This is a genomic window from Stenotrophomonas sp. CCNWLW57 (assembly GCF_037203925.1).
Taxonomy (GTDB): domain Bacteria; phylum Pseudomonadota; class Gammaproteobacteria; order Xanthomonadales; family Xanthomonadaceae; genus Stenotrophomonas; species Stenotrophomonas rhizophila_A.
In genome coordinates this window covers 424,888-445,432 of sequence record NZ_JBBCBJ010000003.1, presented here as the reverse complement: position 1 = coordinate 445,432, position 20,545 = coordinate 424,888, and the positions used below count along the sequence as shown (strand labels likewise).

Here is a 20,545-nt window from a genome sequence, read left to right as displayed (position 1 = left end):
CCGGATACGGGCAAGGAGTAATGCGTGGTCAATGAGGTGATCGAACCGCGATCCGGCGCGAATTGCATCATAGATTGCCTGGGATTCTGGGCTTAGGTTGCCAAAATCGAAGAGCTTGGGGCGAGGTTCCTGCCTTGGCTGTGTATAGCACTGCCGGCTCTCTTTGCGGTTTGAATTATGGATTTGTGGCAGTCGTTCAGTCATAGCGCTACCGCCAGTTCTTTGGCTTTGCGCCGGGACTTCATGTCTTTGATCTGATCGTCGAGCAGTTCGGGTGCAAGAGGATCGACAGGTTTCACCCTCGCACTACGCACTGGGCTCTGTTGAACGGGTTCTTGGCCCGTTAGCTCTTGGCCCTGCACATGGCTCTGTTGAAGTTCCAGGTAGTGCGCGATCTTCAAGAAATTGCAGATCTTCTCTGCATCCGCGCACGCGCGGAGGATCTCTTTGGGATCATCTTTGAGGACCTTGATCCAGGATTTGATGTAGGCCATGTGCTGACCAGGGTCATGTCCAATACCCAAGCGTTCGCCGCACATGAAAGAGAAGATCTCGGCTCGAAGCTCTTCAATAGCGTAGCTCTCACTAGCAAATTTGCCCGATAGATCGCGTCCCAATCGGTCTTTGTGGCCTGTGCTGTGTCCGAGCTCATGAAGGGCTGTTGCATAGAAGCCGTCCTGGCTATCGAACGCAGCTTTCGACGGCATGAAGATCTGATCGACATCGGGGCGGTAGTAAGCCCTATCACCGCCGTTGAAGTTGAACGGCACGTCCGCGTCAGTCATCATTTGCTCGCACTTCTCATGTCGCCATTGCTCAGGAACCTGGAGCTGAGCTTTCGGCTCAGGCAAGCCATCGCATTGATCGCGGTTAAAGACTGTGAAGTAGAAGACTTGCATGCGCTTCATTGCTGTTGGATCCTCAGCCATTTGCTCTGCACTTGGCTCTGTCGTCTTCCAGAACTGGATCGACGTGCCTTTCTGGCCCCTACGCACTGTGCCACCCTCTTCCGCGATCTGCTTGAACGTCAACCACTCAGCAGACTGATAGCCGCGTTCGTGCTGTGTCATGAGCAAGTTCATGTAATTGCCGCCACGGTAACTTCGGTTAGTTACCCCATTGTGTGGACCTGCTGGCACTTCGCCTGGTTTCCAAGGCTTCGTCCATGGCGCTGTGTGGCTCTCCAGGCTGCGGATCACTAGGTTAGCAAATTGGCGCGCGTAGTCGTCTGTCTTGCTCATGCGCCAATCCAAATGCTGCGGTGTTGCATGAGAGCGAGATCGACAAGATCGATGATCTCGAAGTCATTGAAATGGCCTTCGGCCTCTGTCTGATCAGTGGCCACGCTAAAGAGCAGGCCGTCCCCGTGTCGTTCTGCGACGAATCGCTTGAAGGGCGGGTAGATATCCTCCGGTGTTACCGCCGTTTCTTCGAAATGCAGTTCTTCATCAGTCATAAGTGCCTCCTCTTCACCAAGCTAAGCCAACTGACTTGTTTGGCAATGGCTTTTGCCACAACTAATTTGGTCTATTTCGCAGATAGCTAGCGACAACAATCGGTCGCTCAACGAGATGTTTGGCATCAGCATCGACGAAGCAGGCTTCTCAGAAGCCGAGTTCAAACAGCGTTATGGCGATCTTTCAGCTCTCGAGGCCGCTCACCAAATTGGTCGCGACTACGACCTAGATCGCATAGATACCGGCTGGAACTGAGCAACAAAAAAGCCCCGGATTACCGGGGCTTTCTTCGTCTGCAGCACGGCATGCTCTACCAGAATTTCTGCAGGACAGTCTTACCTTCCAAGTCCGTTCTAACGGCCTTGTGCGTGACTTTGAAGCCCTTGATTGCCATATCTTCTGTGTATTCGACCTTGCCGACGACATCGCCATGAGCGTCAAGAATAGAGTAGTTGGTGATGTCAATGTTGGCCAACGGTCCAGTTTCCCGCGAGCTATCTAGGCGAAGCGTTTCGCCGTCTTTCAGTTCAAGTTGTTCAGTCAAAGACATCAAAATTTCCCCATGGATCCTCGACCGGCCATCACAGGCTAAGTCGCTGTGCGATTGAGATCAGGTCGGCGTTGAATGAACCGCCTTCGGCGTGACTATGAACATAGTGCTCGACCACTTTTGGCCATCGTCCGATGCGATCTTGCGAGCAAGATCGTTGAATGGGCATCTTTGACATTGTCCCAGCGAGAGCCCATGTAGACTTCAAGCGCCCTCTCGTGACACTTCCAGTTGTCAGAGCGAGTTTCAAACAAGTCCAGGACACTGGACTTTTGCAGCGATATCTTCAGCATTACCCCTCCTTGGTGATCAGAACTGCCGCTAACGCGACGGCGATCAACGAGTGTCGTAGAGAGCTTCGAGCACTGTCAAGGACAGCTCAGCACTTCTTCCATCCCCCCCTGCGCCGGACGCCCCCCAGGGAGCTGGCTGTGGAACGGGCTACCGCCCATCAGGCCTAGCCAAGCGGCCCTCATAGCTTAAGCGGGCAAAGCCGCAGCGCAGCTGCCGGGTGAAGCGATAGCCCCGGCTTACCCGCCGCCCCCTGGTAGGGGGCACAGGCGGAAGGGGTGACAAGAGATTACTGCTTTGCTTTTGGCTTTTGATTTTTCCCTGAGCGATAGCGAAAAAAGCGCGAAGCGCCCTTTAACCTTCATGCCTTAAAGCCTTAAGCGAGCGCAGACCTTATGTGCCAAGCCTTTCGGAGGCATTGGGTCCGCGTAACTGCGCATTTGGTCCGCACAAGTGCGCATCGGGTCCGGGTAAGTGCGCAGTGTTGCGCATTGGATCTCCGGTTTTATTTGAGTGTTAATCACAAATTAGCCGGGGCCACGCAATGTCAAGGATTCTTTGGCCTGATTATTTCCGGCCGCTTGTTGATCTAAGCCATCCATCGCCAGAATCACAGTTTCTAGCTTCAATCAATGATCTGTGGTTATAACGCGGCCTTGACGGCGCGATTCGCTGACGTGAGAATTGGCATGGCCTAGCTTGGCCGTCATCAGGGAACATGCGTGGATTACGGAAATCTCCCCCAGCAATTTCGTTTTAGTCATAACTTCTCTTTCTTTCTGCACGATCAGCTCGTATCGACGTTGATAGAGGGGGCGAAGGCAGACATCTTTTCCGTCCACGTCGTTCCAAATGCTCCCATTCAAGAGGGTCTGGGCGGTGATGAGCTATTCAAGTGGATGACGGAAAACGGCCATCGTGACGAAATTAAGGAGATGTATTACAAGCAGCTCACGGCGGCACTGCTCGGGGACTTCCTAAACTTTCTCTATGAGGCTTTAAGGTGCTCTGCCAAAGGCAAGCTCACGGTTGCATACGCACTTTTGCGGAAGCCATTAAAAGAAAACCTCCTTTACCTCGAATGGCTCCTCGCTGATCCCGAAGACATGCTTACAGTGTTCGAGGGTGAAGAGCATAAGGCGAAGTCGATCAGCAGGATGAATGAGCAGAGGAAGTTGGAGCTCATCACACTTGCGATGGAAAAAACGTCGCTAGGGGGTTGGATGCAGCCTGGGCTTATGTATGACATTCGCTACAACAAGCAATTCGCTTATGGCTATGAAGACCTTTTTCAAAAAGCAAATCATCTCGTAACAACTTTTCAAGGTCTAGAGACAGAGGCGGCTAACTTCAATTTTATATTTTCAACAGAAGAGGCATGGCTAACTCAATGGGAGGGCTTCTATAGTCACCTTCCGCTTTTGATCATGCACACGATTGACGTTGTTGAGGCCCTTGTGTCCAGCTTTGCCAAGAGACGAGACGATGTATTGGATTTAACCTTCGTCAGAACGCGGATCGGATTTGCGCACTGGGTTGATGCCCGCTCCAATGGTCTGGGTTCTACCGAACTCATGACAGAGATCAGATCTATGCTTAATGAGCTGGATTTGGACTGCCCGAATTGCACTAAGCCCGTGCTGTCAGACAACGAGTCCTTGTTCAAGCTTTACGAACAAAATTCGATTGTTTGCTCTGGGTGCGGATGGAGCTTTGACGTCAATTCAGGCGTTGAAGCAGCGGCGGCCGATTAAATTGACGCCCTAACCAAGGCCAGCCGGCATCGCTGTGCTTGAGTCAATGGCACTTCGGCAGTAAAATCGAAGGACACTCACCAGGACACATTCCGGCTAGAGTTACTCTTTAATATCAATGGGGTAGTGCTGGGATCGTTTAGTCCCACTCTCTCCGCCACTAGATCCTGAAAAAGTGATCTGGATTGAGATCTTGATTTGAGTCGATTGGAAGGCAGGAAGCATGCAGAGGAACCACTCGCATGCGCATCGCTCGTCGTCTGAGCCGGCCCGCCACCGGCCGCTGGTCCTTCGTCGAGCGAGTCCCCGTCGATCTTCACGTCGTGCTCGACTGCCGACTTATCGAGCGTAGCTTCGGGACCAAAGATCTGGCCCAGGCCCACGTGCGTGCGGTCGTCTTTTCATCGGCTGTGCTCGACTCTTCGAACAGTTGAAGGCTCCCCAGACGCCACGGTCAACGAGCAGTGGCAGATCGAGAGCCCTGCCGCTGTGGAATCCATCCACGCTCAAAAAGTGCTCGCAGCCTCGCCATATTTCCAATCAAGGCAGTCTGACAGTGGCCTGTTGGGATACGCCTCAATTACGAATGATTCGGGATAGCATTTGTGGGCCGCAAGCTTCCATCGCGGTCATGGACGAGTCCCAGCCCAAGCAAGACGGAAAAAGATGAATAGACGTACTTACATCGAACTTGTTCTTGAGTTGTTTGCGTTTATCGCCTTGTCTCTGGCGATGATGGCAAGCGGCAAAGCAGTGGTGATCTTCTCGCTGATCACTATCGCTTTAGTCATCTGGATTCCATTCCAAGCCAATGCGGGCAACCGTTTGACCCGGGCCCTAAGCATCGCGCTCCCCATTGCTGCTATAGCAAGGACTGTCGTTCACTTCCTACCAAACCCTTCGCTTTAGGAGCTGAACTACATGAATGTGCTTGGATGTTGCGCGGCGGCGGCCTTGGCGATCTGTGCCTCAAGCCTCATGCAGGCGGCGACGCAGTGCCCCCACCGCTGCCGCGATAGCCATCGCAGGCACCGCCAGCACCGTTGCGTATGCCAGTCCGGCCAGCAACATCGGGCCAAAGCCCGACGCCATGGCCGCCACTGGCACCTGCAGCGCCATGAACAGCAGGCCCCACAGCCACGCATGCCGGGGAAAACACGCGCCTAGAGCCGCGGCGATCCCCAGAGCGATGGGATAGACGACGGTCCAGAACGCGGGCGCGTCCCAAGGCTCGCGCCCCGGAGTCCGCCAGGCCACCAGGACCCAGAACAAAGCGCCTACCTTCAGCGTGACAGCACTTGCTGCGAGAAAACTGCCCGATATCCGCATTGTTATTCTCCCGCACGAACATTCAGCATGCCCCTGTCGCGTTGACGGTGTACGACCAGCACCGGCAGGCGTTTTGCGTATCTGGCGAAGAGCGCCGGATGTCGAAGCAGAAAACCGCAAAAAGAAAACGCCCCAGGAAGGGGCGTCTTTCATGAGGTTGACGCAATGCCACGCCATGCGTGGCACCGGCATCAATGGCGCGCGTTATCGCGGGCCTTGCCCACGTCGCTCTGCACCTTGCCGACTTCCTTCTGGACCTTGCCTTCCAGTTCCTGCGACTTGTCGCCGGTCACCTTGCCAGCTACTTCCTTCACGGTGCCCTTGACCTGGTTCTTCGCGCCTTCAGTACGATTCTTGTCCATGTTCAATTACCTCGTGGTTGAACCCGTTGTGGGTGAATCGATCCTGCTTGGAACCCGGTAGCGAAGCAGTGAATCCCGGCCTCACGCGGCGCGAACACTAGGCAACTGTTCATTTGACGCTGCGTGCCGCAAGCACGTGAGCGGTACTTCACGGGGCAACCGTATGCTGCCGAGATACATCTACACAGGTATCGCCCGCGCATGAGCCATACAGCGCAAGACCATTTCGACGTCATCATCATCGGCGGCAGCTACGCAGGCATGTCGGCCGCCCTGCAGCTCGTCCGGGCCCGGCGCAGCGTGCTGGTGATCGACAGTGGCCTGCCGCGCAACCGCAATTCCCTCGAAGCGCACGGATTCATCGGCCGGGAAGGCATGCATCCGGCGGAAATCGCCGCGCAGGCGCGCAACGAACTGCTTACCTATCCCACCGTGACCTGGGTGGAGGGCAAGGCCGCGAGCGCCCGCGTCGTGGAGGAAGGCGTTTCGTTCGAGGTGGACTGCGACGACGGCCGCACGTTCGCCGCCGACCGGCTGGTGCTGGCATATGGCGTAACCGATACATTACCGCCCGTCGATGGCCTGGCCGAGCGCTGGGGACGCAGTGTCTACCATTGCCCCTACTGCCATGGCTATGAGTTGTACGAAGGCAACATCGGCGTGCTCGGCTGCGCCAAGGATGGTGGCGTCGGGCAGGCGCTGCTGCTGTGCGACTGGGGAAAGATCACCCTGTTCTGCCCGGACCCGGGCAGCATCGATCCGGAAAAGCGCGAGCGGCTCGATGCATGCGGCGTGGTGATCGAATCCACCCGCGTCCAACGTGTCGAAGACACGGCCACCGTGGTGCTGGCCGACGACCGCCGTGTGGTGCTCGATGCGCTGTTCCTGCTGCCGACGTCGACGTTGTCCTGCGACTTGGCCGAACAGCTTGGCTGCGAGCTGATGGATGCCGGCTGCATCACGGCCGATTCGGCCAAGCAGACCACGGTGCCGGGCGTGTTTGCCTGTGGCGATGCGGGGCGGATGGCCGGCAGCATCGCGTTGGCGGTGGGCGAGGGTGCATTGGTCGGGGTTGCGGTGCACCGGTCGCTGCTGGGATTGCTTGATTGATTGATGCGTCAGCCACGCAGGGCGTGGCGCTACCGTGGTGCAGTTGCCGTTGCCGCCGCCGTCTGTCGCGGTTTGTACTGGCAGCGCGGGTAGCCCGAGCATGAGGCGAACTCGCCATAGGGCCCGGTGCGCTGCACGATCACCCCGCCATCGCACGCCGGGCAGGCCTGCTCGCGGATCGGCTCGCCGTTGGCGGCCGTGATCTCCACGGCGCCATCGTGGACCAGCTCGTCGAGGAACGGCGAGCGTTTGCCCTGCACGGTAAACATGACCACCGAGCGTCGCGCGCGGGTCAATGCGACATAGAACAGGCGGCGCTCCTCGCTGAGCGGATACGCATCGGCATGCGGCATTGCCAGCGCCAGCACCGGATCATCGGCGCGGGCACTCGGGAAGCTGCGGTCGAGCATGGCCGGCAGGATCACGATATCGGCCTCGGCGCCCTTCGCGCGGTGCGCGGTGAGGAAGCTCAGCTGCAGGTGCGCGCCGAAGCGCGCCGCCCAATGCGAGGGAAGAAACGCGCGCTCGGCGTTGTACCGTCCTACGATGAACACCGACAACCGGCCATCGCGGCCGGGCGCCATGGCCCCGCTCTGAAGCTGCTGCTGCAGTCGCTGCAGGTATTGGTAGATCGCATCCTGCAGGCGGTCGCGCGCGGCCACCTGGAAGGCCTGCAGGACCGGGCCCTGTACCGGTGCCAGCGAGCCCACCTGCTTGGCGATCTGCCCGGGGTTCCTTGAGACGAAGCGGCTCGAGGCGTCGCACAACGCCTGCGGGCAGCGAAAGGTGCGGGTGAGGTGCAGGATCTGCGACGGCCCGAAGGTCGCTTCGAAGTGGGTCATGCAGCTCACATCCGCGCCGGCGAAGCGGTTGATCGACTGCCAGTCGTCGCCCACCGCGAACAGGTGCCGCCCCGGCGCCTCCACCAGTGCCCGGCACAGCCGCGCACGGGCACGGGAGGCATCCTGGAACTCATCGGCCATCACCAGCAGATAGGGCGATGCGTAGCGGCCCTGTTCGAGATGTTCTGCGGCCTGGTTGAGCATGTCCTCGAAGTCGATGGCATTCTCGGCTGCCAGCGCATCGTCCCAGGCGTGCAGGATCGGGGTGGCCAGCTCGAGGAACAGCCGGTAGCGGTGCTTGAAGCGGTCCTCGGGCAGCTGGCGCAGGCGCCCGGCCAGGTCGGCCACGGCAAGGCCGTTGCTCTTGGCGTGGCTGATGAAGGTACGCAGCAGGCCGATGAGGTCGCTGTCCGGCATCGGCCTGGCACCTTCCGCAGGCAGCTCGCGGTCCGGGTTGGGGTCGAGCCCGATGCGGTGCGCGCTCAACGCCGTTTCGAGTGCCTCGAACAGCGCGCCGCTGCGCAGCTGTCCGCTGCTGGTCTGCAGCTGTAGCGCATCGCGGCCGCGCGGGTGCGGACCGGCGCCGTCACCCGTGCGATGCGTGTGGTACAGCGTGGTGCCCGGATAGAAGAAGTCCGCGCGCCCCGGTTGCCAGGTATCGGTGGTGGTATCCAGCACCGGGTGCGGTTCGTAGGTGTATTCAACGCCGTTGTAGAACAGCCAGTCGGCAATCACGCATTCTTCGATGTTGCCCACGCGTTCGCCACGAAGCGTGCGCACATAGCGGTGACCCTCGGCGTCCCAGCCGTCGGCCGGCGCGGCCTGGCCCTGCGGCGGCAGGTCGCGCGCGAACACCAGCCGGAACATGTCCCACTGGGTGCGGAAGTGCAGCGACCGGTCCTTGAGGCGGTCGATGATGTCGGCCAGCTGTTCGAAGCCCTGGGCGGCGTCCACGGCCCATGCAGGCACCTCCGGCATGCGCCCGGTGACCTTGCCGATGATCTGCCGACCGAGCGCGTGGAAGGTACAGGCGGTGACGTCGCCGGCAGGCAGGCCCAGCCGATCAAAGGCGGCGCTGGTGCGCTGCTGCAGTTCGCCGGCCGCTTCGCGGTTGAAGGCCAGCATCACGATCTGGTCCGGTGCCATCAGGCCGCGCTCGACGGCATAGGCGGCCTTGGCCACCATCGTCGAGGTCTTGCCCGAACCGGCGGCGGCCACCACCAGCATCCGGCTGTCGAAGCACAGCACCGCGCGTGCCTGCTCGTCGCTGAGGGGCAGCCGCTCCACGTGGCTCAGCAGTGCTGCCGCATCGGTCCGTTCGCGTTGCAGGTGCGCTTCATTGCGTGACGCCCACACCGCCGTCCAGTCGCCCGACCAGCGCAGCAGGTCATCCTCGATCACCGCAGCGTTCCCGGCGAGCTGCGGGCGCAGCGCAGGATCGTCGAACACCGCCCACAGCGCATCGTCGTCCAGCGCCAGCACCGGGCGCGCGTACAGCAGCGCATGCTGGTGTTCCTGGGTCAGCCAGCGGTCCGCGGCATCGGCACCCGCCATCACCGCGTCGACCTGTTGCAGCCACTCACGGATCTGCGCCAACGCTGCATTGGCCTCGCCCACCGCGTGGTCCTGTCGATGGACGTGCGCACTGGCGCTCCACAGCGCTTCCAGTTCGTGCGCCTGCGCGTTGGGGAGCCCGCCCAGGCGAAGCTCACCCTCATCGGTTGCCATGCACAGCGTGGTCCATACCGCACCGCGCTCAAGCTGCCATGCCTGGGTTGCGCTGATCGGCAGGGAAAACACCTGCGCGTCGACGGTGAGCTCGAAACGGTCATCGACCCGGCGCAGCCGCCAGTCCGGCGAACGCGAGAGGCGTCGGCCCCACGGGGAAGGGGACCAGTCGTGGATCATCGGTACATCCAGGGAAGCGGGCACGTACCGGAACGGGCCGGCACCGGGGAGAGGTGGGTCGCCATGATAGGAAAATCCCAAGCAAAAAGCCCCGCCGGAGCGGGGCTTCTTCAGCGCGGCGCCACGTTCGCGGATCAGCGCTCGCAGGCCACCACCGCACCGGTGCGCGACTGGCGCTGCACCAGTACTGCCACGACCCACAACAGCAGGCCGCCCAGCGCGGTGGCCGCACCGACATAGCCGGTCACGGCGGGGCTGAAGCCGGCGCCGATGGCCAGGCCACCGAACCACGGGCCCAGCGCATTGGCGGTATTGAACGCGGCATGGTTGGACGCCGCGGCCAGGGTCTGCGCTTCGCCCGCCACGTCCATCAAGCGGGTCTGCAGCACGGCGGCGAGGGCGCCCATGGTGCCTACCGCGATGATCATCGGGAAGATCGTCCACACCGAGTTGGCGGCCAGCGGATAGGCCAGCAGCACGACGATCGACCACAGCAGCACGATCGCCGCCGCCCGGAACTGGAAGCGGTCCACCAGCCAGCCGCCGGCGACATTGCCGATGATTGCGCCGATGCCGAAGATGCCCACCGCCACCGGCATCCACGATTCGGCCAGGCCGGTCACCTGCACCAGCGTCGGCGCCAGGTAGGTAAACACGCAGAACATGCCGGCAAAGCCCACCGAGCCGATCGCCAGCGCCAGCCACACCTGTGGCCGGTTGAACGCGCGCAGCTCGCGCATCGGCGAGGTCCGCACTTCATCCGGGTCCGGCAGCAGGAAGCGGGCAATCATCAGCACCGTGGCAATCGCCAGCACGCTCACCAGCGCGAACGCGGTGCGCCAGCTCAACTGCTGGCCCAACCAGGTGGTGAGCGGATTGCCGACCAGGATCGCCACCGACAGGCCAAGCAGCACCTTCGATACGGCGGCGCCACGCTGCGCCGGCGGACTGATCGCGGCGGCCACCAGCATGGCCACGCCGAAGTAGGCGCCGTGCGGCAGGCCCGCGATGAAGCGGGCGATCAACATCGTCAGGTAATCCGGGGCCAGCGCGCTGGCCAGGTTGCCCACGGCATAGAAGCCCATCAGGCCCAGCAGCAACGTGCGGCGTGCATACCCCGCGCCGGCGAAGGCCAGCACCGGTGCACCCACCACCACGCCGATGGCATAGGCACTGATCAGGTGGCCGACCTGGGTCTCGCTGATCGACAGCCCGCGGCTGATCTCCAGCATCAGGCCCATGCTGGCGAATTCGCTGGTGCCGATGGCAAAGCCGCCGAGCGACAGCGCCAGGATGATCAGCGTGCGCTGGCGCGCGGTGAGGCGCGCGGCCAGGGGGAGGGGAGTGGGGCTCATGGGCAGCAGGCGGAGAATGAAGCGGCCCATTGTACTGCTGCGGCGCAACATATGGCCGGAATCAAGGTGTCCGGTGCTGGAATGCTGTGGCGTGGCCGCTGGAACCGGGGATCGGTTTCGCCTTTTCTTCACGCGACCTTCACGTCCGCGAGGTGCGCACGCTCCACGCTTGGACCATCCCATTCCGCGTGTGGTTGCCGATGCTGCTGACGCCGAACTTCCATCTAGAAGAGTTCACCCGGACCGCGACAGGGCTGCCCAACGTGCCCAACCGTGCAGAGCGCGCCGCGCTACAGGCTTTGGCTACAAACGTGCTGCAGCCGTTGCGCGATTCAATTGGTAAACCGGTGTACATCACGTCCGGCTTCCGCTCGGCCGCGGTCAATCGCGCCGTAGGCGGGGTGGCTGACAGCCAGCACCGCAGTGGCCAGGCCGCAGACATCCAGGTGGAGGGGATGAGCTCCATGGCGCTGGCGAGACGCATCGTCGCGCTGCAACTTCCGTTCGACCAGCTCATCGAAGAATTCGGTGAGTGGGTGCATGTGTCCCATGCACCGCAACCCCGGCGACAACAACTGACCGCGGTGAGACGTGCGGGAAGTACACGCTATCTTCACGGCTTGCGATGAGTGTTGAACGCGATCTCGTTACATTGTCCCGCCACGCGCAACATTGTTGCGAGTACACCTGTATTCACAGCTGTATTGTAAGTAATTTCTGATTGGCATCGCCGTAAACGTGCATTAGCATGCGCGCATTGGCATCGACCCGAGGGAGCGTGCGTGATGGTGCAATTCCCTCACGCACTGCGGGTAGATGGCAGGTTTCAGCTGGTGGCTTTGACATATTCGCCGGTCTACAGTCCGGCCGATGTGTTCGGCTTCGCCGTCCTCACTTCCGACGGCGCGCGGCTGACCGATGTGGTGTCGCTTGATGAGGCGCACCTGCACTGGTCGCTGTTGCGCGAGGAAGCGAAGACGGCCCTTGGGGAAGTTGAAGCAACCGGTACACGCGCGGCGCCACGCAGGCGTCGGCGTCAGTCGTAGCGCCTTCGGGTGCGTCATGGAGGATTGGGTTTGTCCACGCAGAAGATCGTTGTCACCGCTGTTGTCATCCTCTTGACCGCACTTGTTGGCTACTGCCTTGCCGGCTACCTCACGCTGCTGTTGCTCGGCCTCGATACCGGGCTGTTCAAGTGGAATACCTACTACCAGTACGTCCAGGCGATGGACCAGCCGGCGGTTGCGCCGTACCTGACCAAGATCAAAGCGGCGGGCGTGGTGGGCTTCAGCCTGCCCATCGTGGCCTGCCTGGTTGCGCTGTTCTTCGTGCTGAAGCCGAAGAAGAAATCCCTGCACGGCGATGCCCGCTTCGCGGACGCCGCAGACCTGGCCAGGCACGGTCTGTTCAAGAAGACCGACAACGGCATCGTGGTGGGCAGCTTCGGCGGCAAGCTGGTCCGCCTGAGTGGCCAGCAGTTCGTGATCCTCGCCGCGCCGACCCGTTCGGGCAAGGGCGTGGGCGTGGTCATTCCCAACCTGCTCGAGTACGGCGAGTCGGTGGTGGTGCTGGACATCAAGCAGGAAAACTTCGATCTCACCAGCGGCTGGCGTGCCAGCCAGGGCCATGAGGTGTTCCTGTTCAATCCGTTTGCCGAAGACCGCCGCACCCATCGCTGGAACCCGCTCAGCTACGTCTCCGACGACCAGGCCTTCCGTGTCTCGGAACTGATGAGCATCGCCGCGATGCTGTACCCGGATGGTTCGGACGAGCAGAAGTTCTGGATCAGCCAGGCGCGCAATGCGTTCATGGCCTTCACCTTGTACCTGTTCGAGAACTGGGACGACGAGCGTCGCCAGGGCTTCCCCGGCGGGCAGGGCACGCCGACGCTGGGCGCGGTGTTCCGCCTGTCCACCGGCGATGGCAGCGACCTGAAGAAGTACCTCAAAGCCCTGTCCGAGCAGAAGTTCCTGAGCGGCAATGCGCGTTCGGCATTCGCCAACCTGCTGTCGCAGGCCGATGAAACCTTCGCGTCGATCATGGGCACGTTCAAGGAGCCGTTGAACGCCTGGATCAACCCGGTGCTGGACAAGGCCACCAGCGCCAACGACTTCCTGCTGACCGACCTGCGCAGGAAGAAGATGACCATCTACATCGGCATCCAGCCCAACAAGCTGGCTGAAAGCCGATTGATCATCAACCTGTTCTTCAGTCAGATCATCAACCTCAACACCAAGGAACTGCCCAAGTCCAACCCGGACCTGAAGTACCAGTGCCTGCTGTTGATGGACGAATTCACCGCGATCGGCAAGGTGGACATCATCGCCTCGGCGGTGTCCTACATGGCCGGTTACAACGTGCGCCTGCTACCCATCATCCAGAGCATGGCCCAGCTCGACGCGACCTACGGCAGGGACGTCTCGCGCACCATCATCACCAACCACGCCCTGCAGATCCTCTACGCGCCGCGTGAGCAGCAGGATGCCAACGACTATTCGGAAATGCTCGGCTACACCACCGTGCGCAGGAAGAATGTCACGCACGCCCGTGAAAAGACCCACAGCTTCACCGAAGAGCGGCGCGCGCTGATGCTGCCGCAGGAGCTGAAGGCGATGGGCAACGATCACGAAGTGTTCCTCTACGAGGGCATTCCGCATCCGGTCAAGTGCGACAAGATCAAGTATTACCAGGACCGCTACTTCACATCGCGTCTGTTGCCGAAGACGTCGGTGCCGACGTTGGATCTGTAACCGTCATATGTGAAGGCATGTGACGTGCGTCAAAGAAACACGGGATGAACGTTAAAAAATTGTCGCTTTTGACGTTGATTTGACGCGAATGTGTGGCATCGTATTTGTGATGGACGTTCTGTACGTCATGAATTTGTTGTTGAGACCAGTGCTGGAAGACATGCACTGAAGCAGTCAAGAGGAACATGGATGGCTTTTCTCGGGTTGGGTGTGCAGGCGCAGGGGCCGGACAGGCGTTCGGGGCGTTTACACACCAGACGGGGCGGGGGCCCGGTTGCACCGGTGAAAGGTGTTGCTCGCATCCAACGTTGCGTTGTCGGGCCTGACCGCAGGCCATGACACGTCAGCGTGTTGCCGTTATTTTCCGGTTAAAAGCCGCTATTCCGTACGTCATAGGGAAGTTCGTATGAAGCAAGCGTTTCTGTCAAAGGGATCCATCAGCGTTGCCACCGCCGTTGCCGTGCTGCTGCTCGCCGGTTGTGCGACTCCCGACGCGCCGGATTTTGGCGGTCGCTGGAAGCCGGTGAACCGCTTCGCCAGCACCACCATGGAAATTCCGCTGTACACCAGCTACGTGTACCAGGCCTCGCCCATGGATGGCACCTTGAAGACCATGCTTGAACGCTGGGCCAAGGATTCGGGGATGACGCTGGATTACCGCATCAGCTCCGATTACACGCTGTATGGCGCGGTCTCCACGATCGGCACCACCAATCCGCAGCAGGCGATGATCGATCTCACTGCCGCCTATGCAGGGCAGGGCGTGTCGGTGTCCATCGTCGGCAACCAGATCGTCGTGCAGTCCGCCTCCGCCGCATCGCCGACCGCTGCCGCCGGCAGTGTCGACGCGTCCAGCGGAAGCTGAGTTCCGCGGCCCCTTGATGTTCCAGCAGTACGGATGACCCCATGTTCCGAAAGAAGGAAACAGGCAACACCCCCAAGGTCGACCAGGCGGTCGCCAAGGCGGTGAGCTACGAGTTGACCGTTGCCGACATGGCGCGCCGCAGCGAGCGCCGCGCCTGGTGGGTGGCGACCGGTTCACTGGTGATGTCGCTGGCGTTGGCCGGCGGCTATTACTACATGCTGCCGCTGAAGGAGAAGGTACCGTTCCTGGTGATGGCCGACGCCTACACCGGCAACGCAACCGTGGCCCGGTTGGCGGGTAATTTCGGTGACGGATCGATCACCGCCAACGAAGCCATCAACCGCAGCAACGTGGCCCAGTACGTGCTGGCGCGCGAGTCGTTCGACTCGGCGGTGATGGGCCTGCGCGATTGGGACCTGGTGTTCACCATGTCGTCCGAGCCGGTCGCCGCCACCCAGCGCCAGCGCTATGCGAACAACAATCCGCAGAACCCGGTGTTCGTGTACGGCACCAACAAGGCAATCCGCGTCAAGATCCTGAGCATCACGCCGCTGGCCGCCGAAGGCAACGGCAGCTTCCGCGGCGCCTCGGTGCGCATCCAGCGCAGCCTGCTCGACAAGACCACCGGGGTCTCCCAGTTCCTGGACAACAAGCTGGTCACGATGCGCTTTGATTACCGCACCGACCTGGCGTTGAGCGAACAGGACCGGATCCTCAATCCGCTGGCGTTCCAGGTGACCGAATACCGCGTCGACAACGACTACGCCCGTGGCGTGCCGGTGCCCGACGACGCCGATATGGCCAGGCAGGCCAACCAGGCGGCTGCGGCGCAGGCGGCACAGGCGGCAGCGGCTGCCGCCGCGGCAGCGCCGGTGTACGACCCGAACAACCCGGCCACCGCCACCATGATCGATCCGGCCACCGGCCAGCCGGTTGCGGTGCCGGCCCAGGCCGTCCCCGGCCAGATGGTGGTGCCGGGGCAGCAGGTACCGGGCCAGATGACGGTGCCGGGCCAGGTGCCCGGGCAGCCGATGCAGCAGCAATACCCCGGGCAGGCAGTGCCGGGCCAGGCGATACCAGGACAAGTCGCGCCGCGGCAACCGGCCACCGTGCCGGCACAGAACATTTCCACCGGAACTGCTGAGGGAGCAAGCAACCGATGAGTAGTAGCAAACTTTGGTGGGCCGCATTGGCCTTGGTGCCGATGATGTCCCTGGTCTCCGCGCCTGCGAAGGCCCAGGTGGTCGACCACTACGAGTACGAACAGGACCGCATCTATCCGGTGCGCACCGGCCTGGGTCTCACCACCCAGATCGAACTGAGCCCGAACGAGAAGATCCTGGATTACAGCACCGGCTTCAGCAGTGGCTGGGAGCTGACCCGTCGCGAGAACGTGTTCTACCTCAAGCCGAAGAACGTCGACGTGGACACCAACATGATGGTGCGCACCGAGACCCATTCGTACATCTTCGAACTGAAGGTGGTGGCCACCGACTGGCGCCAGCTCGAACAGGCGCGCCGTGCCGGCGTGCAGTACAAGATCGCCTTCAGCTACCCCAGCGATACCGAGTTCGGTACCGCCCAGCAGGCGGTGGATGAAGAGGTCAAGCCGCTGCTCAGCTCTGAACTGGCCAAGGATCGCCAGTACAACTTCGACTATTCGTACTCCACCCGCCGCGCCAAGAAGATGGGCTGGCTGATTCCGGTGAACGCCTACGACGATGGCCGTTTCACCTACCTGAAACTGCCGGCGTCGCCGGAGTACAAGACGGGCATTTTCCCGGCGGTGTTCGGCCGTGAGAGCGAGTACGGTGAGGATTTCGTGGTCAACACGACGGTGGAGGGCAATTCGCTCATCGTGCATGGCACCTATCCCTACCTGGTCATCCGTCACGGTGACAACGTTGTTGGTCTGCGAAGGAACGTGAAGAAATGAGCCAGCACAACACTCCCGGCAACGAGCCGAACCACGGCCGCGACGACGGCGACGCGCCGAGCAATCCGTACTACGGCCAGAACGTGGCCGACAACAACCCCAACCTCGATGCCGCCGCGCCGCAGCTGCGCTCGGCCGAAGAACAACGCCTGAACCGCAAGGCGCTGGCGTTCCTGGGCGGCATCCTGGTGCTGATCATCGCCATGGGCTTCCTGCTGTTGCGCAAGAGCAGCGACGACCAGGACGGTCCGGCCAAGGTCAACGAACAGGCCCGCGTGTCCACCCCGGAACTGCCGACCGCGCAGCCGGTGCTGCCGCAGGCCCCGGTGGCCGATACGCAGCCCATTGAAATGCTGCCGCCGCTGCCGCCGCCGGAACAGGACAACCCGTACCGCACGCCGCCGGCCATTCCCAGTGACATGGGCATGTCCAACGAACCGCGTCAGCCGTCGCTGCTGGACCGCCGCATGGCGTCGGGCAACGGCGTGGGTGGCAGCAATGGAGCGGCTGGGGCCGAAGGGCAGGGTGGCTTCGGTGGCCGTCCGGATGACGAGTACACCCGCGCCATGATGGCGCAGCTGCCGGGTGCGCAGCAGCCGGCACCGGCCAAGGTCCGCCGCGGTCCCGACGTCGAAGACGTCTCCAGCGCTGCCTTCATCCGCAGCCCGGATGCGCTGCTGGTGCGCGGCACCTACCTGCGCTGCGTGCTTGAAACCCGCATCATCACCGACGTCTCCGGCTTCACTTCGTGCCTGCTGACCGAACCGGTGTATTCGATCAACGGCCGCAGCCTGCTGCTGCCGAAGGGTTCGAAGATCTACGGTGCGTATGGCGGCGGCCCGAAGGGCAAGCGCGTCGAAGTGATCTGGGACCGCATCACCACGCCGAACGGCATCGACGTGGCCATGTCCAGCCCGGGTATCGACCAGCTCGGTGGCGCGGGCCACCCGGGCGACTACAGCGCGCACTGGGGCAGCCGTATCGCCTCGGCGCTGATGATCAGCCTGATCGCGGACGCCTTCAAATATGCCGCGGCCGAACACGGTCCGGAGACCACCACCATCAGCAGCAGCGGTTTTGCCGTGCAGTCGCCCTATGAGAGCGCCACCGCGCGCAGCATGGAGCGCCTGGCCAACGAAGCGATGAGCGAGCGTCGCCCGCCCACCGTCACCATCAACCAAGGCACCGTGATGAGTGTCTACGTGGCCAAGGACGTCGATTTCAGCGACGTGCTGCCGCGCCGCCGCTGATCGCCTGGACAGAACATGGACGCCGAAGTGGCCCCTGTAGCCGACGTTTCCAGTGAGTTTCTCAGGTACCAGTACGAGGTCCTGGGCATTCACCAGTACATGACCTCGCCCGATGTGACGGAAATCTGCATCAACCGTCCGGGCGAGGTGTACCTGGAAACGCGTGACGGATGGCAGCGTGTGGAAGTTCCCACGCTGACCTTCGAGCGTGCGCGCCAGTTCTGTACCGCCGTGGTCAATGAAAGCAACACCGGCCAGCGCATCACCGACGTCGATCCGGTGGTGTCGCTGACCTTCCCGACCGGCCAGCGCGCCCAGTTCGTCATCCCGCCGGCGTGCGACGCCGGCAAGGTGTCGATCACCATCCGCCTGCCGTCCAAGCACACCAAGACCCTGGAGCAGTACCAGAGCGACGGGTTCTTCAACCAGATCCTGGAGCAGGGCCACGCGCTGAGCGAACAGGACCAGGAACTGCTCGCCCTGCGCCAGAACCGAGATTACGCCGAGTTCTTCCGCAAGGCCGTGCAGTACCGCAAGAACATCGTGGTATCCGGTGCCACCGGCAGCGGCAAGACCACCTTCATGAAGTCGCTGGTCAACCACATCCCGGCCAACGAGCGCCTGGTCACCATCGAAGATGCGCGTGAGCTGTTCATCAGCCAGCCCAACGTGGTGCACCTGCTGTACTCCAAGGGCGGGCAGAGCGCCAGCAACGTCACCGCCAAGAGCTGCATGGAAGCGTGCCTGCGCATGAAGCCGGATCGCATCATCCTGGCCGAGCTTCGCGGCGATGAAGCGTTCTACTTCATCCGCAACTGCGCCTCCGGCCATCCCGGCTCGATCACCAGCTGCCACGCCGGCAGCCCCGAACAGACCTGGGACCAGCTGGGCCTGATGGTGAAGGCCTCGGCCGAAGGCTCCGGCCTGGAGTTCTCGGTGATCAAGCGCCTGCTGAAGATGACCATCGACGTGGTCGTGCACATCAAGGCGCATGCCGGCAGCCGCTACATCACCGGCATCGATTTCAGCCCCGAACGCGCGTTGGCCGCAGGGAGTGACGCCTGATGCTGCCCGGTCTTGAAGCCATGGCGTGTCCGGAAATGGCCGTGTCCATGGACGTGATGCAGCACGTGATCAACGTGGAATCGTCGCGCAACCCGTACGCCATCGGCGTGGTCGGCGGAGCGCTGGTCCGCCAGCCCAAGCAGCTGGATGAGGCCCTGGCCACCGTGCGGATGCTGGAAGAGAAGGGCTACAACTTCTCGGTGGGCCTGGCCCAGGTCAACCGCTACAACCTGGCCAAGTACGGACTGGACTCCTACGAGAAGGCGTTCCAGCAGTGCCCGAACCTGCAGGCCGCCTCGCGCATCCTGGCCGAGTGCTATGGCCGCTCGGGCAAGGACTGGGGCAAGTCCTTCAGCTGCTACTACTCGGGCAACTTCACCACCGGCTTCCGCCACGGCTACGTGCAGAAGGTTTTCGCGTCCATTTCGCGTCAGCGCGGCAACATGGTCGCCGCCAACGGTGCCGCGCCGATCGACGTGGTCAGCCGTGCCCAGCGCCGCGTGGTCGACGTGGCCCACCACCCGCAGTTCAGCGGCCAGCCGCAGGGCGTGGCCGAAGCGCGCGTGCAGGCCATGCAGGCGCTCTCGCCCACGTATGCACAGGCCGTCGTGCCGGTGGACCCGGCGCGTGCCTATGAGGTCTACCCCTCCACCGGCGCGATGGTGCGCGGTGGCCTGGTCCGCACCGCCGACGCCGCGCTGTCACGCGTGGTGATGGGGGCCATGGACCAGGTGGTGCCGCAGCCGCAGGCCGCCCAGATGCCCGCACCGCAGCCCATCGCCCAGCAACCAGTCGCACCGCAGCCCATGCCGGCACAGAACGACGCCGGCCCGGTCGTGGTGCGCGCCTGGAGTGAACGCAATGCTCCGGTGGCATTACCCGCGCAGGCCGCACCTGCGCAGGCCATGCCGGTACAGAACATCCCCGCTGGGGATGAAGCCTTCGTGTTCTGAAGGACCGATCCAGTCGTGTTAGACCATCAACAAGGAAAACCCACCATGAAGCGTAACAACCTCGATATCGCCCAGGCCCAGCGCACGCTGAAGACCGTGCTGATGGCCGCTGCCTTCGCCGCTGCCGTGTTCGTGCCGGACGTGTTCGCCCAGTCCACCAACTTCGGCGGCACCGACACCAAGGTGTGCGGCTTCTTCTCCAACATCAACGGCCTGCTGAACATCGCCTCCATCGCCGTGGTGACCATCGCCGTCATCTTCGCCGGCTACCAGATCGCCTTCGCCCACAAGCGCATCGGTGACGTGGCCCCGATCCTGATCGGTGGCCTGCTGATCGGCGCCGCTGGCCAGATCGCCAAGATGCTGCTCGGTGACGGCGGCTCCAGCTCCTGCGCCGGCAGCGCCACCGGCGCCATCATGAACGCCGTCCAGTACTACAGTGCATAAGAACGTCCTGTTCCGCGGCTGCACGCGGCCAGCGATGTTTCTGGGCGTTCCGTACGTCCCGTTCTTCCTGGTCGCAGGCGGCTTGCTGTTGCTGAGCATGTACATCGACATGCGGCTGTTGATCACCATCCCGATTGCCATCTTCATCCTGCGTCACATGGCAAAGCGCGATGAAATGATCTTCCGCCTGATCGGGTTGCGCCTGCAGTTCAAGTTCCGCGCGCGCAACCTGCAGCAGCACGACGGAATGTGGGTGTTCACGCCCAACCATTACCGCGACAAGCCGCCGCCGTCGGACTGACCACGGCACGCTACAGGCCG

23 protein-coding genes are annotated in these 20,545 nt (G+C 62.0%); 16 read left to right on the top strand and 7 right to left on the bottom strand.

Annotation, left to right across the window (positions count from 1 at the left end):
• Positions 1–200: 200 nt before the first annotated feature.
• A complete protein-coding gene (locus V9K91_RS09915) occupies positions 201–1,241 on the bottom strand; it encodes a zincin-like metallopeptidase domain-containing protein (protein WP_336443161.1) in 1,041 nt (346 codons plus the stop codon).
• The gene (locus V9K91_RS09910; RefSeq protein WP_336443160.1) at positions 1,238–1,456 is read right to left on the bottom strand and encodes a hypothetical protein; all 219 of its coding nucleotides are present in this window, start codon (positions 1,454–1,456) and stop codon (positions 1,238–1,240) included. Before V9K91_RS09910 ends, V9K91_RS09915 begins: the two co-directional genes overlap by 4 nt.
• A gap of 115 nt (positions 1,457–1,571) precedes the next feature.
• Between V9K91_RS09910 and V9K91_RS09905 the strand changes: the two genes are divergently transcribed.
• On the top strand, positions 1,572–1,712 hold the full coding sequence (locus tag V9K91_RS09905) for a hypothetical protein (protein ID WP_336443159.1): 141 nt from the start codon (positions 1,572–1,574) through the stop codon (positions 1,710–1,712).
• Between the two features lie 55 nt (positions 1,713–1,767).
• On the opposite strand, the gene V9K91_RS09900 is transcribed toward V9K91_RS09905, so the two are convergent.
• Positions 1,768–2,007 (bottom strand): hypothetical protein, encoded by a 240-nt coding sequence (locus tag V9K91_RS09900; RefSeq protein WP_336443158.1) that lies wholly within the window; start codon positions 2,005–2,007, stop codon positions 1,768–1,770.
• A gap of 1,013 nt (positions 2,008–3,020) precedes the next feature.
• Between V9K91_RS09900 and V9K91_RS09895 the strand changes: the two genes are divergently transcribed.
• The 3 genes from V9K91_RS09895 to V9K91_RS09885 all read left to right on the top strand — a co-directional run bounded on the left by V9K91_RS09895 (position 3,021) and on the right by V9K91_RS09885 (position 4,961).
• Positions 3,021–4,052 carry a hypothetical protein gene (locus V9K91_RS09895; protein WP_336443157.1) on the top strand — a complete coding sequence of 344 codons (1,032 nt, stop codon included), beginning with the start codon at positions 3,021–3,023 and terminating at the stop codon, positions 4,050–4,052.
• 242 nt (positions 4,053–4,294) lie between these two features.
• Positions 4,295–4,486 (top strand): DUF6538 domain-containing protein, encoded by a 192-nt coding sequence (locus V9K91_RS09890; protein WP_336443156.1) that lies wholly within the window; start codon positions 4,295–4,297, stop codon positions 4,484–4,486.
• A gap of 232 nt (positions 4,487–4,718) precedes the next feature.
• On the top strand, positions 4,719–4,961 hold the full coding sequence (locus V9K91_RS09885; protein WP_320457168.1) for a hypothetical protein: 243 nt from the start codon (positions 4,719–4,721) through the stop codon (positions 4,959–4,961).
• 60 nt (positions 4,962–5,021) lie between these two features.
• Here the strand turns inward: V9K91_RS09885 and V9K91_RS09880 are convergent, their stop codons facing one another.
• Together V9K91_RS09880 and V9K91_RS09875 are read right to left on the bottom strand one after the other, a co-directional pair.
• Positions 5,022–5,381 carry a hypothetical protein gene (locus tag V9K91_RS09880; protein ID WP_336443155.1) on the bottom strand — a complete coding sequence of 120 codons (360 nt, stop codon included), beginning with the start codon at positions 5,379–5,381 and terminating at the stop codon, positions 5,022–5,024.
• A gap of 191 nt (positions 5,382–5,572) precedes the next feature.
• Positions 5,573–5,743: a CsbD family protein gene (locus V9K91_RS09875; RefSeq protein ID WP_068852760.1), complete on the bottom strand. Its 171-nt coding sequence runs from the start codon at positions 5,741–5,743 to the stop codon at positions 5,573–5,575.
• A 201-nt stretch (positions 5,744–5,944) separates the two neighbouring features.
• Between V9K91_RS09875 and V9K91_RS09870 the strand changes: the two genes are divergently transcribed.
• Positions 5,945–6,853: an NAD(P)/FAD-dependent oxidoreductase gene (locus tag V9K91_RS09870; RefSeq protein ID WP_336443154.1), complete on the top strand. Its 909-nt coding sequence runs from the start codon at positions 5,945–5,947 to the stop codon at positions 6,851–6,853.
• Positions 6,854–6,882: 29 nt separating this feature from the next.
• Here the strand turns inward: V9K91_RS09870 and V9K91_RS09865 are convergent, their stop codons facing one another.
• Both V9K91_RS09865 and V9K91_RS09860 read right to left on the bottom strand, forming a co-directional pair.
• Positions 6,883–9,603: a UvrD-helicase domain-containing protein gene (locus V9K91_RS09865; RefSeq protein ID WP_336443200.1), complete on the bottom strand. Its 2,721-nt coding sequence runs from the start codon at positions 9,601–9,603 to the stop codon at positions 6,883–6,885.
• A gap of 134 nt (positions 9,604–9,737) precedes the next feature.
• Positions 9,738–10,958, bottom strand: coding sequence for an MFS transporter (locus V9K91_RS09860; RefSeq protein WP_320457165.1), 1,221 nt, complete (start codon positions 10,956–10,958; stop codon positions 9,738–9,740).
• An 86-nt stretch (positions 10,959–11,044) separates the two neighbouring features.
• Here V9K91_RS09860 and V9K91_RS09855 point away from each other — a divergent pair, with 86 nt between their 5' ends.
• The 11 genes from V9K91_RS09855 to V9K91_RS09805 all read left to right on the top strand — a co-directional run bounded on the left by V9K91_RS09855 (position 11,045) and on the right by V9K91_RS09805 (position 20,525).
• The gene (locus V9K91_RS09855; protein ID WP_336443153.1) at positions 11,045–11,587 is read left to right on the top strand and encodes a D-Ala-D-Ala carboxypeptidase family metallohydrolase; all 543 of its coding nucleotides are present in this window, start codon (positions 11,045–11,047) and stop codon (positions 11,585–11,587) included.
• 156 nt (positions 11,588–11,743) lie between these two features.
• On the top strand, positions 11,744–12,004 hold the full coding sequence (locus V9K91_RS09850; RefSeq protein ID WP_093536000.1) for a hypothetical protein: 261 nt from the start codon (positions 11,744–11,746) through the stop codon (positions 12,002–12,004).
• 30 nt (positions 12,005–12,034) lie between these two features.
• Positions 12,035–13,708 carry a type IV secretory system conjugative DNA transfer family protein gene (locus V9K91_RS09845; protein WP_336443152.1) on the top strand — a complete coding sequence of 558 codons (1,674 nt, stop codon included), beginning with the start codon at positions 12,035–12,037 and terminating at the stop codon, positions 13,706–13,708.
• A gap of 406 nt (positions 13,709–14,114) precedes the next feature.
• Positions 14,115–14,573, top strand: a complete 459-nt coding sequence (locus tag V9K91_RS09840; protein ID WP_068852741.1) for a hypothetical protein — start codon at positions 14,115–14,117, stop codon at positions 14,571–14,573.
• A gap of 41 nt (positions 14,574–14,614) precedes the next feature.
• Positions 14,615–15,736, top strand: coding sequence for a VirB8/TrbF family protein (locus V9K91_RS09835; protein WP_184126969.1), 1,122 nt, complete (start codon positions 14,615–14,617; stop codon positions 15,734–15,736).
• Positions 15,733–16,509, top strand: a complete 777-nt coding sequence (locus V9K91_RS09830; RefSeq protein ID WP_093535996.1) for a TrbG/VirB9 family P-type conjugative transfer protein — start codon at positions 15,733–15,735, stop codon at positions 16,507–16,509. Before V9K91_RS09835 ends, V9K91_RS09830 begins: the two co-directional genes overlap by 4 nt.
• Positions 16,506–17,759, top strand: coding sequence for a TrbI/VirB10 family protein (locus V9K91_RS09825; RefSeq protein ID WP_336443151.1), 1,254 nt, complete (start codon positions 16,506–16,508; stop codon positions 17,757–17,759). Before V9K91_RS09830 ends, V9K91_RS09825 begins: the two co-directional genes overlap by 4 nt.
• A 15-nt stretch (positions 17,760–17,774) precedes the next feature.
• Positions 17,775–18,824 carry a P-type DNA transfer ATPase VirB11 gene (virB11, locus tag V9K91_RS09820; RefSeq protein WP_068852730.1) on the top strand — a complete coding sequence of 350 codons (1,050 nt, stop codon included), beginning with the start codon at positions 17,775–17,777 and terminating at the stop codon, positions 18,822–18,824.
• Entirely contained in the window at positions 18,824–19,777 is a 954-nt protein-coding gene (locus V9K91_RS09815; RefSeq protein WP_249832660.1) for a lytic transglycosylase domain-containing protein, read from the top strand. Before virB11 ends, V9K91_RS09815 begins: the two co-directional genes overlap by 1 nt.
• 45 nt (positions 19,778–19,822) lie before the next feature.
• Positions 19,823–20,224, top strand: a complete 402-nt coding sequence (locus V9K91_RS09810; RefSeq protein ID WP_068852724.1) for a TrbC/VirB2 family protein — start codon at positions 19,823–19,825, stop codon at positions 20,222–20,224.
• Positions 20,217–20,525, top strand: coding sequence for a VirB3 family type IV secretion system protein (locus V9K91_RS09805; RefSeq protein ID WP_083214171.1), 309 nt, complete (start codon positions 20,217–20,219; stop codon positions 20,523–20,525). Before V9K91_RS09810 ends, V9K91_RS09805 begins: the two co-directional genes overlap by 8 nt.
• The last annotated feature ends 20 nt before the right edge of the window (positions 20,526–20,545 follow it).

Excerpts from the sequence above, each read along its gene's own strand:
- V9K91_RS09915 (WP_336443161.1), bottom strand. The coding sequence starts at position 1,241 with ATGAGCAAGACAGACGACTACGCGCGCCAATTTGCTAACCTAGTGATC.
- V9K91_RS09910 (WP_336443160.1), bottom strand. The coding sequence starts at position 1,456 with ATGACTGATGAAGAACTGCATTTCGAAGAAACGGCGGTAACACCGGAG.
- V9K91_RS09905 (WP_336443159.1), top strand. The coding sequence starts at position 1,572 with ATGTTTGGCATCAGCATCGACGAAGCAGGCTTCTCAGAAGCCGAGTTC.
- V9K91_RS09900 (WP_336443158.1), bottom strand. The coding sequence starts at position 2,007 with ATGTCTTTGACTGAACAACTTGAACTGAAAGACGGCGAAACGCTTCGC.
- V9K91_RS09890 (WP_336443156.1), top strand. The coding sequence starts at position 4,295 with ATGCGCATCGCTCGTCGTCTGAGCCGGCCCGCCACCGGCCGCTGGTCC.
- V9K91_RS09885 (WP_320457168.1), top strand. The coding sequence starts at position 4,719 with ATGAATAGACGTACTTACATCGAACTTGTTCTTGAGTTGTTTGCGTTT.
- V9K91_RS09880 (WP_336443155.1), bottom strand. The coding sequence starts at position 5,381 with ATGCGGATATCGGGCAGTTTTCTCGCAGCAAGTGCTGTCACGCTGAAG.
- V9K91_RS09875 (WP_068852760.1), bottom strand. The coding sequence starts at position 5,743 with ATGGACAAGAATCGTACTGAAGGCGCGAAGAACCAGGTCAAGGGCACC.
- V9K91_RS09870 (WP_336443154.1), top strand. The coding sequence starts at position 5,945 with ATGAGCCATACAGCGCAAGACCATTTCGACGTCATCATCATCGGCGGC.
- V9K91_RS09865 (WP_336443200.1), bottom strand. The coding sequence starts at position 9,603 with ATGATCCACGACTGGTCCCCTTCCCCGTGGGGCCGACGCCTCTCGCGT.
- V9K91_RS09860 (WP_320457165.1), bottom strand. The coding sequence starts at position 10,958 with ATGAGCCCCACTCCCCTCCCCCTGGCCGCGCGCCTCACCGCGCGCCAG.
- V9K91_RS09850 (WP_093536000.1), top strand. The coding sequence starts at position 11,744 with ATGGTGCAATTCCCTCACGCACTGCGGGTAGATGGCAGGTTTCAGCTG.
- V9K91_RS09840 (WP_068852741.1), top strand. The coding sequence starts at position 14,115 with ATGAAGCAAGCGTTTCTGTCAAAGGGATCCATCAGCGTTGCCACCGCC.
- V9K91_RS09835 (WP_184126969.1), top strand. The coding sequence starts at position 14,615 with ATGTTCCGAAAGAAGGAAACAGGCAACACCCCCAAGGTCGACCAGGCG.
- V9K91_RS09830 (WP_093535996.1), top strand. The coding sequence starts at position 15,733 with ATGAGTAGTAGCAAACTTTGGTGGGCCGCATTGGCCTTGGTGCCGATG.
- V9K91_RS09825 (WP_336443151.1), top strand. The coding sequence starts at position 16,506 with ATGAGCCAGCACAACACTCCCGGCAACGAGCCGAACCACGGCCGCGAC.
- virB11 (WP_068852730.1), top strand. The coding sequence starts at position 17,775 with ATGGACGCCGAAGTGGCCCCTGTAGCCGACGTTTCCAGTGAGTTTCTC.
- V9K91_RS09815 (WP_249832660.1), top strand. The coding sequence starts at position 18,824 with ATGCTGCCCGGTCTTGAAGCCATGGCGTGTCCGGAAATGGCCGTGTCC.
- V9K91_RS09810 (WP_068852724.1), top strand. The coding sequence starts at position 19,823 with ATGAAGCGTAACAACCTCGATATCGCCCAGGCCCAGCGCACGCTGAAG.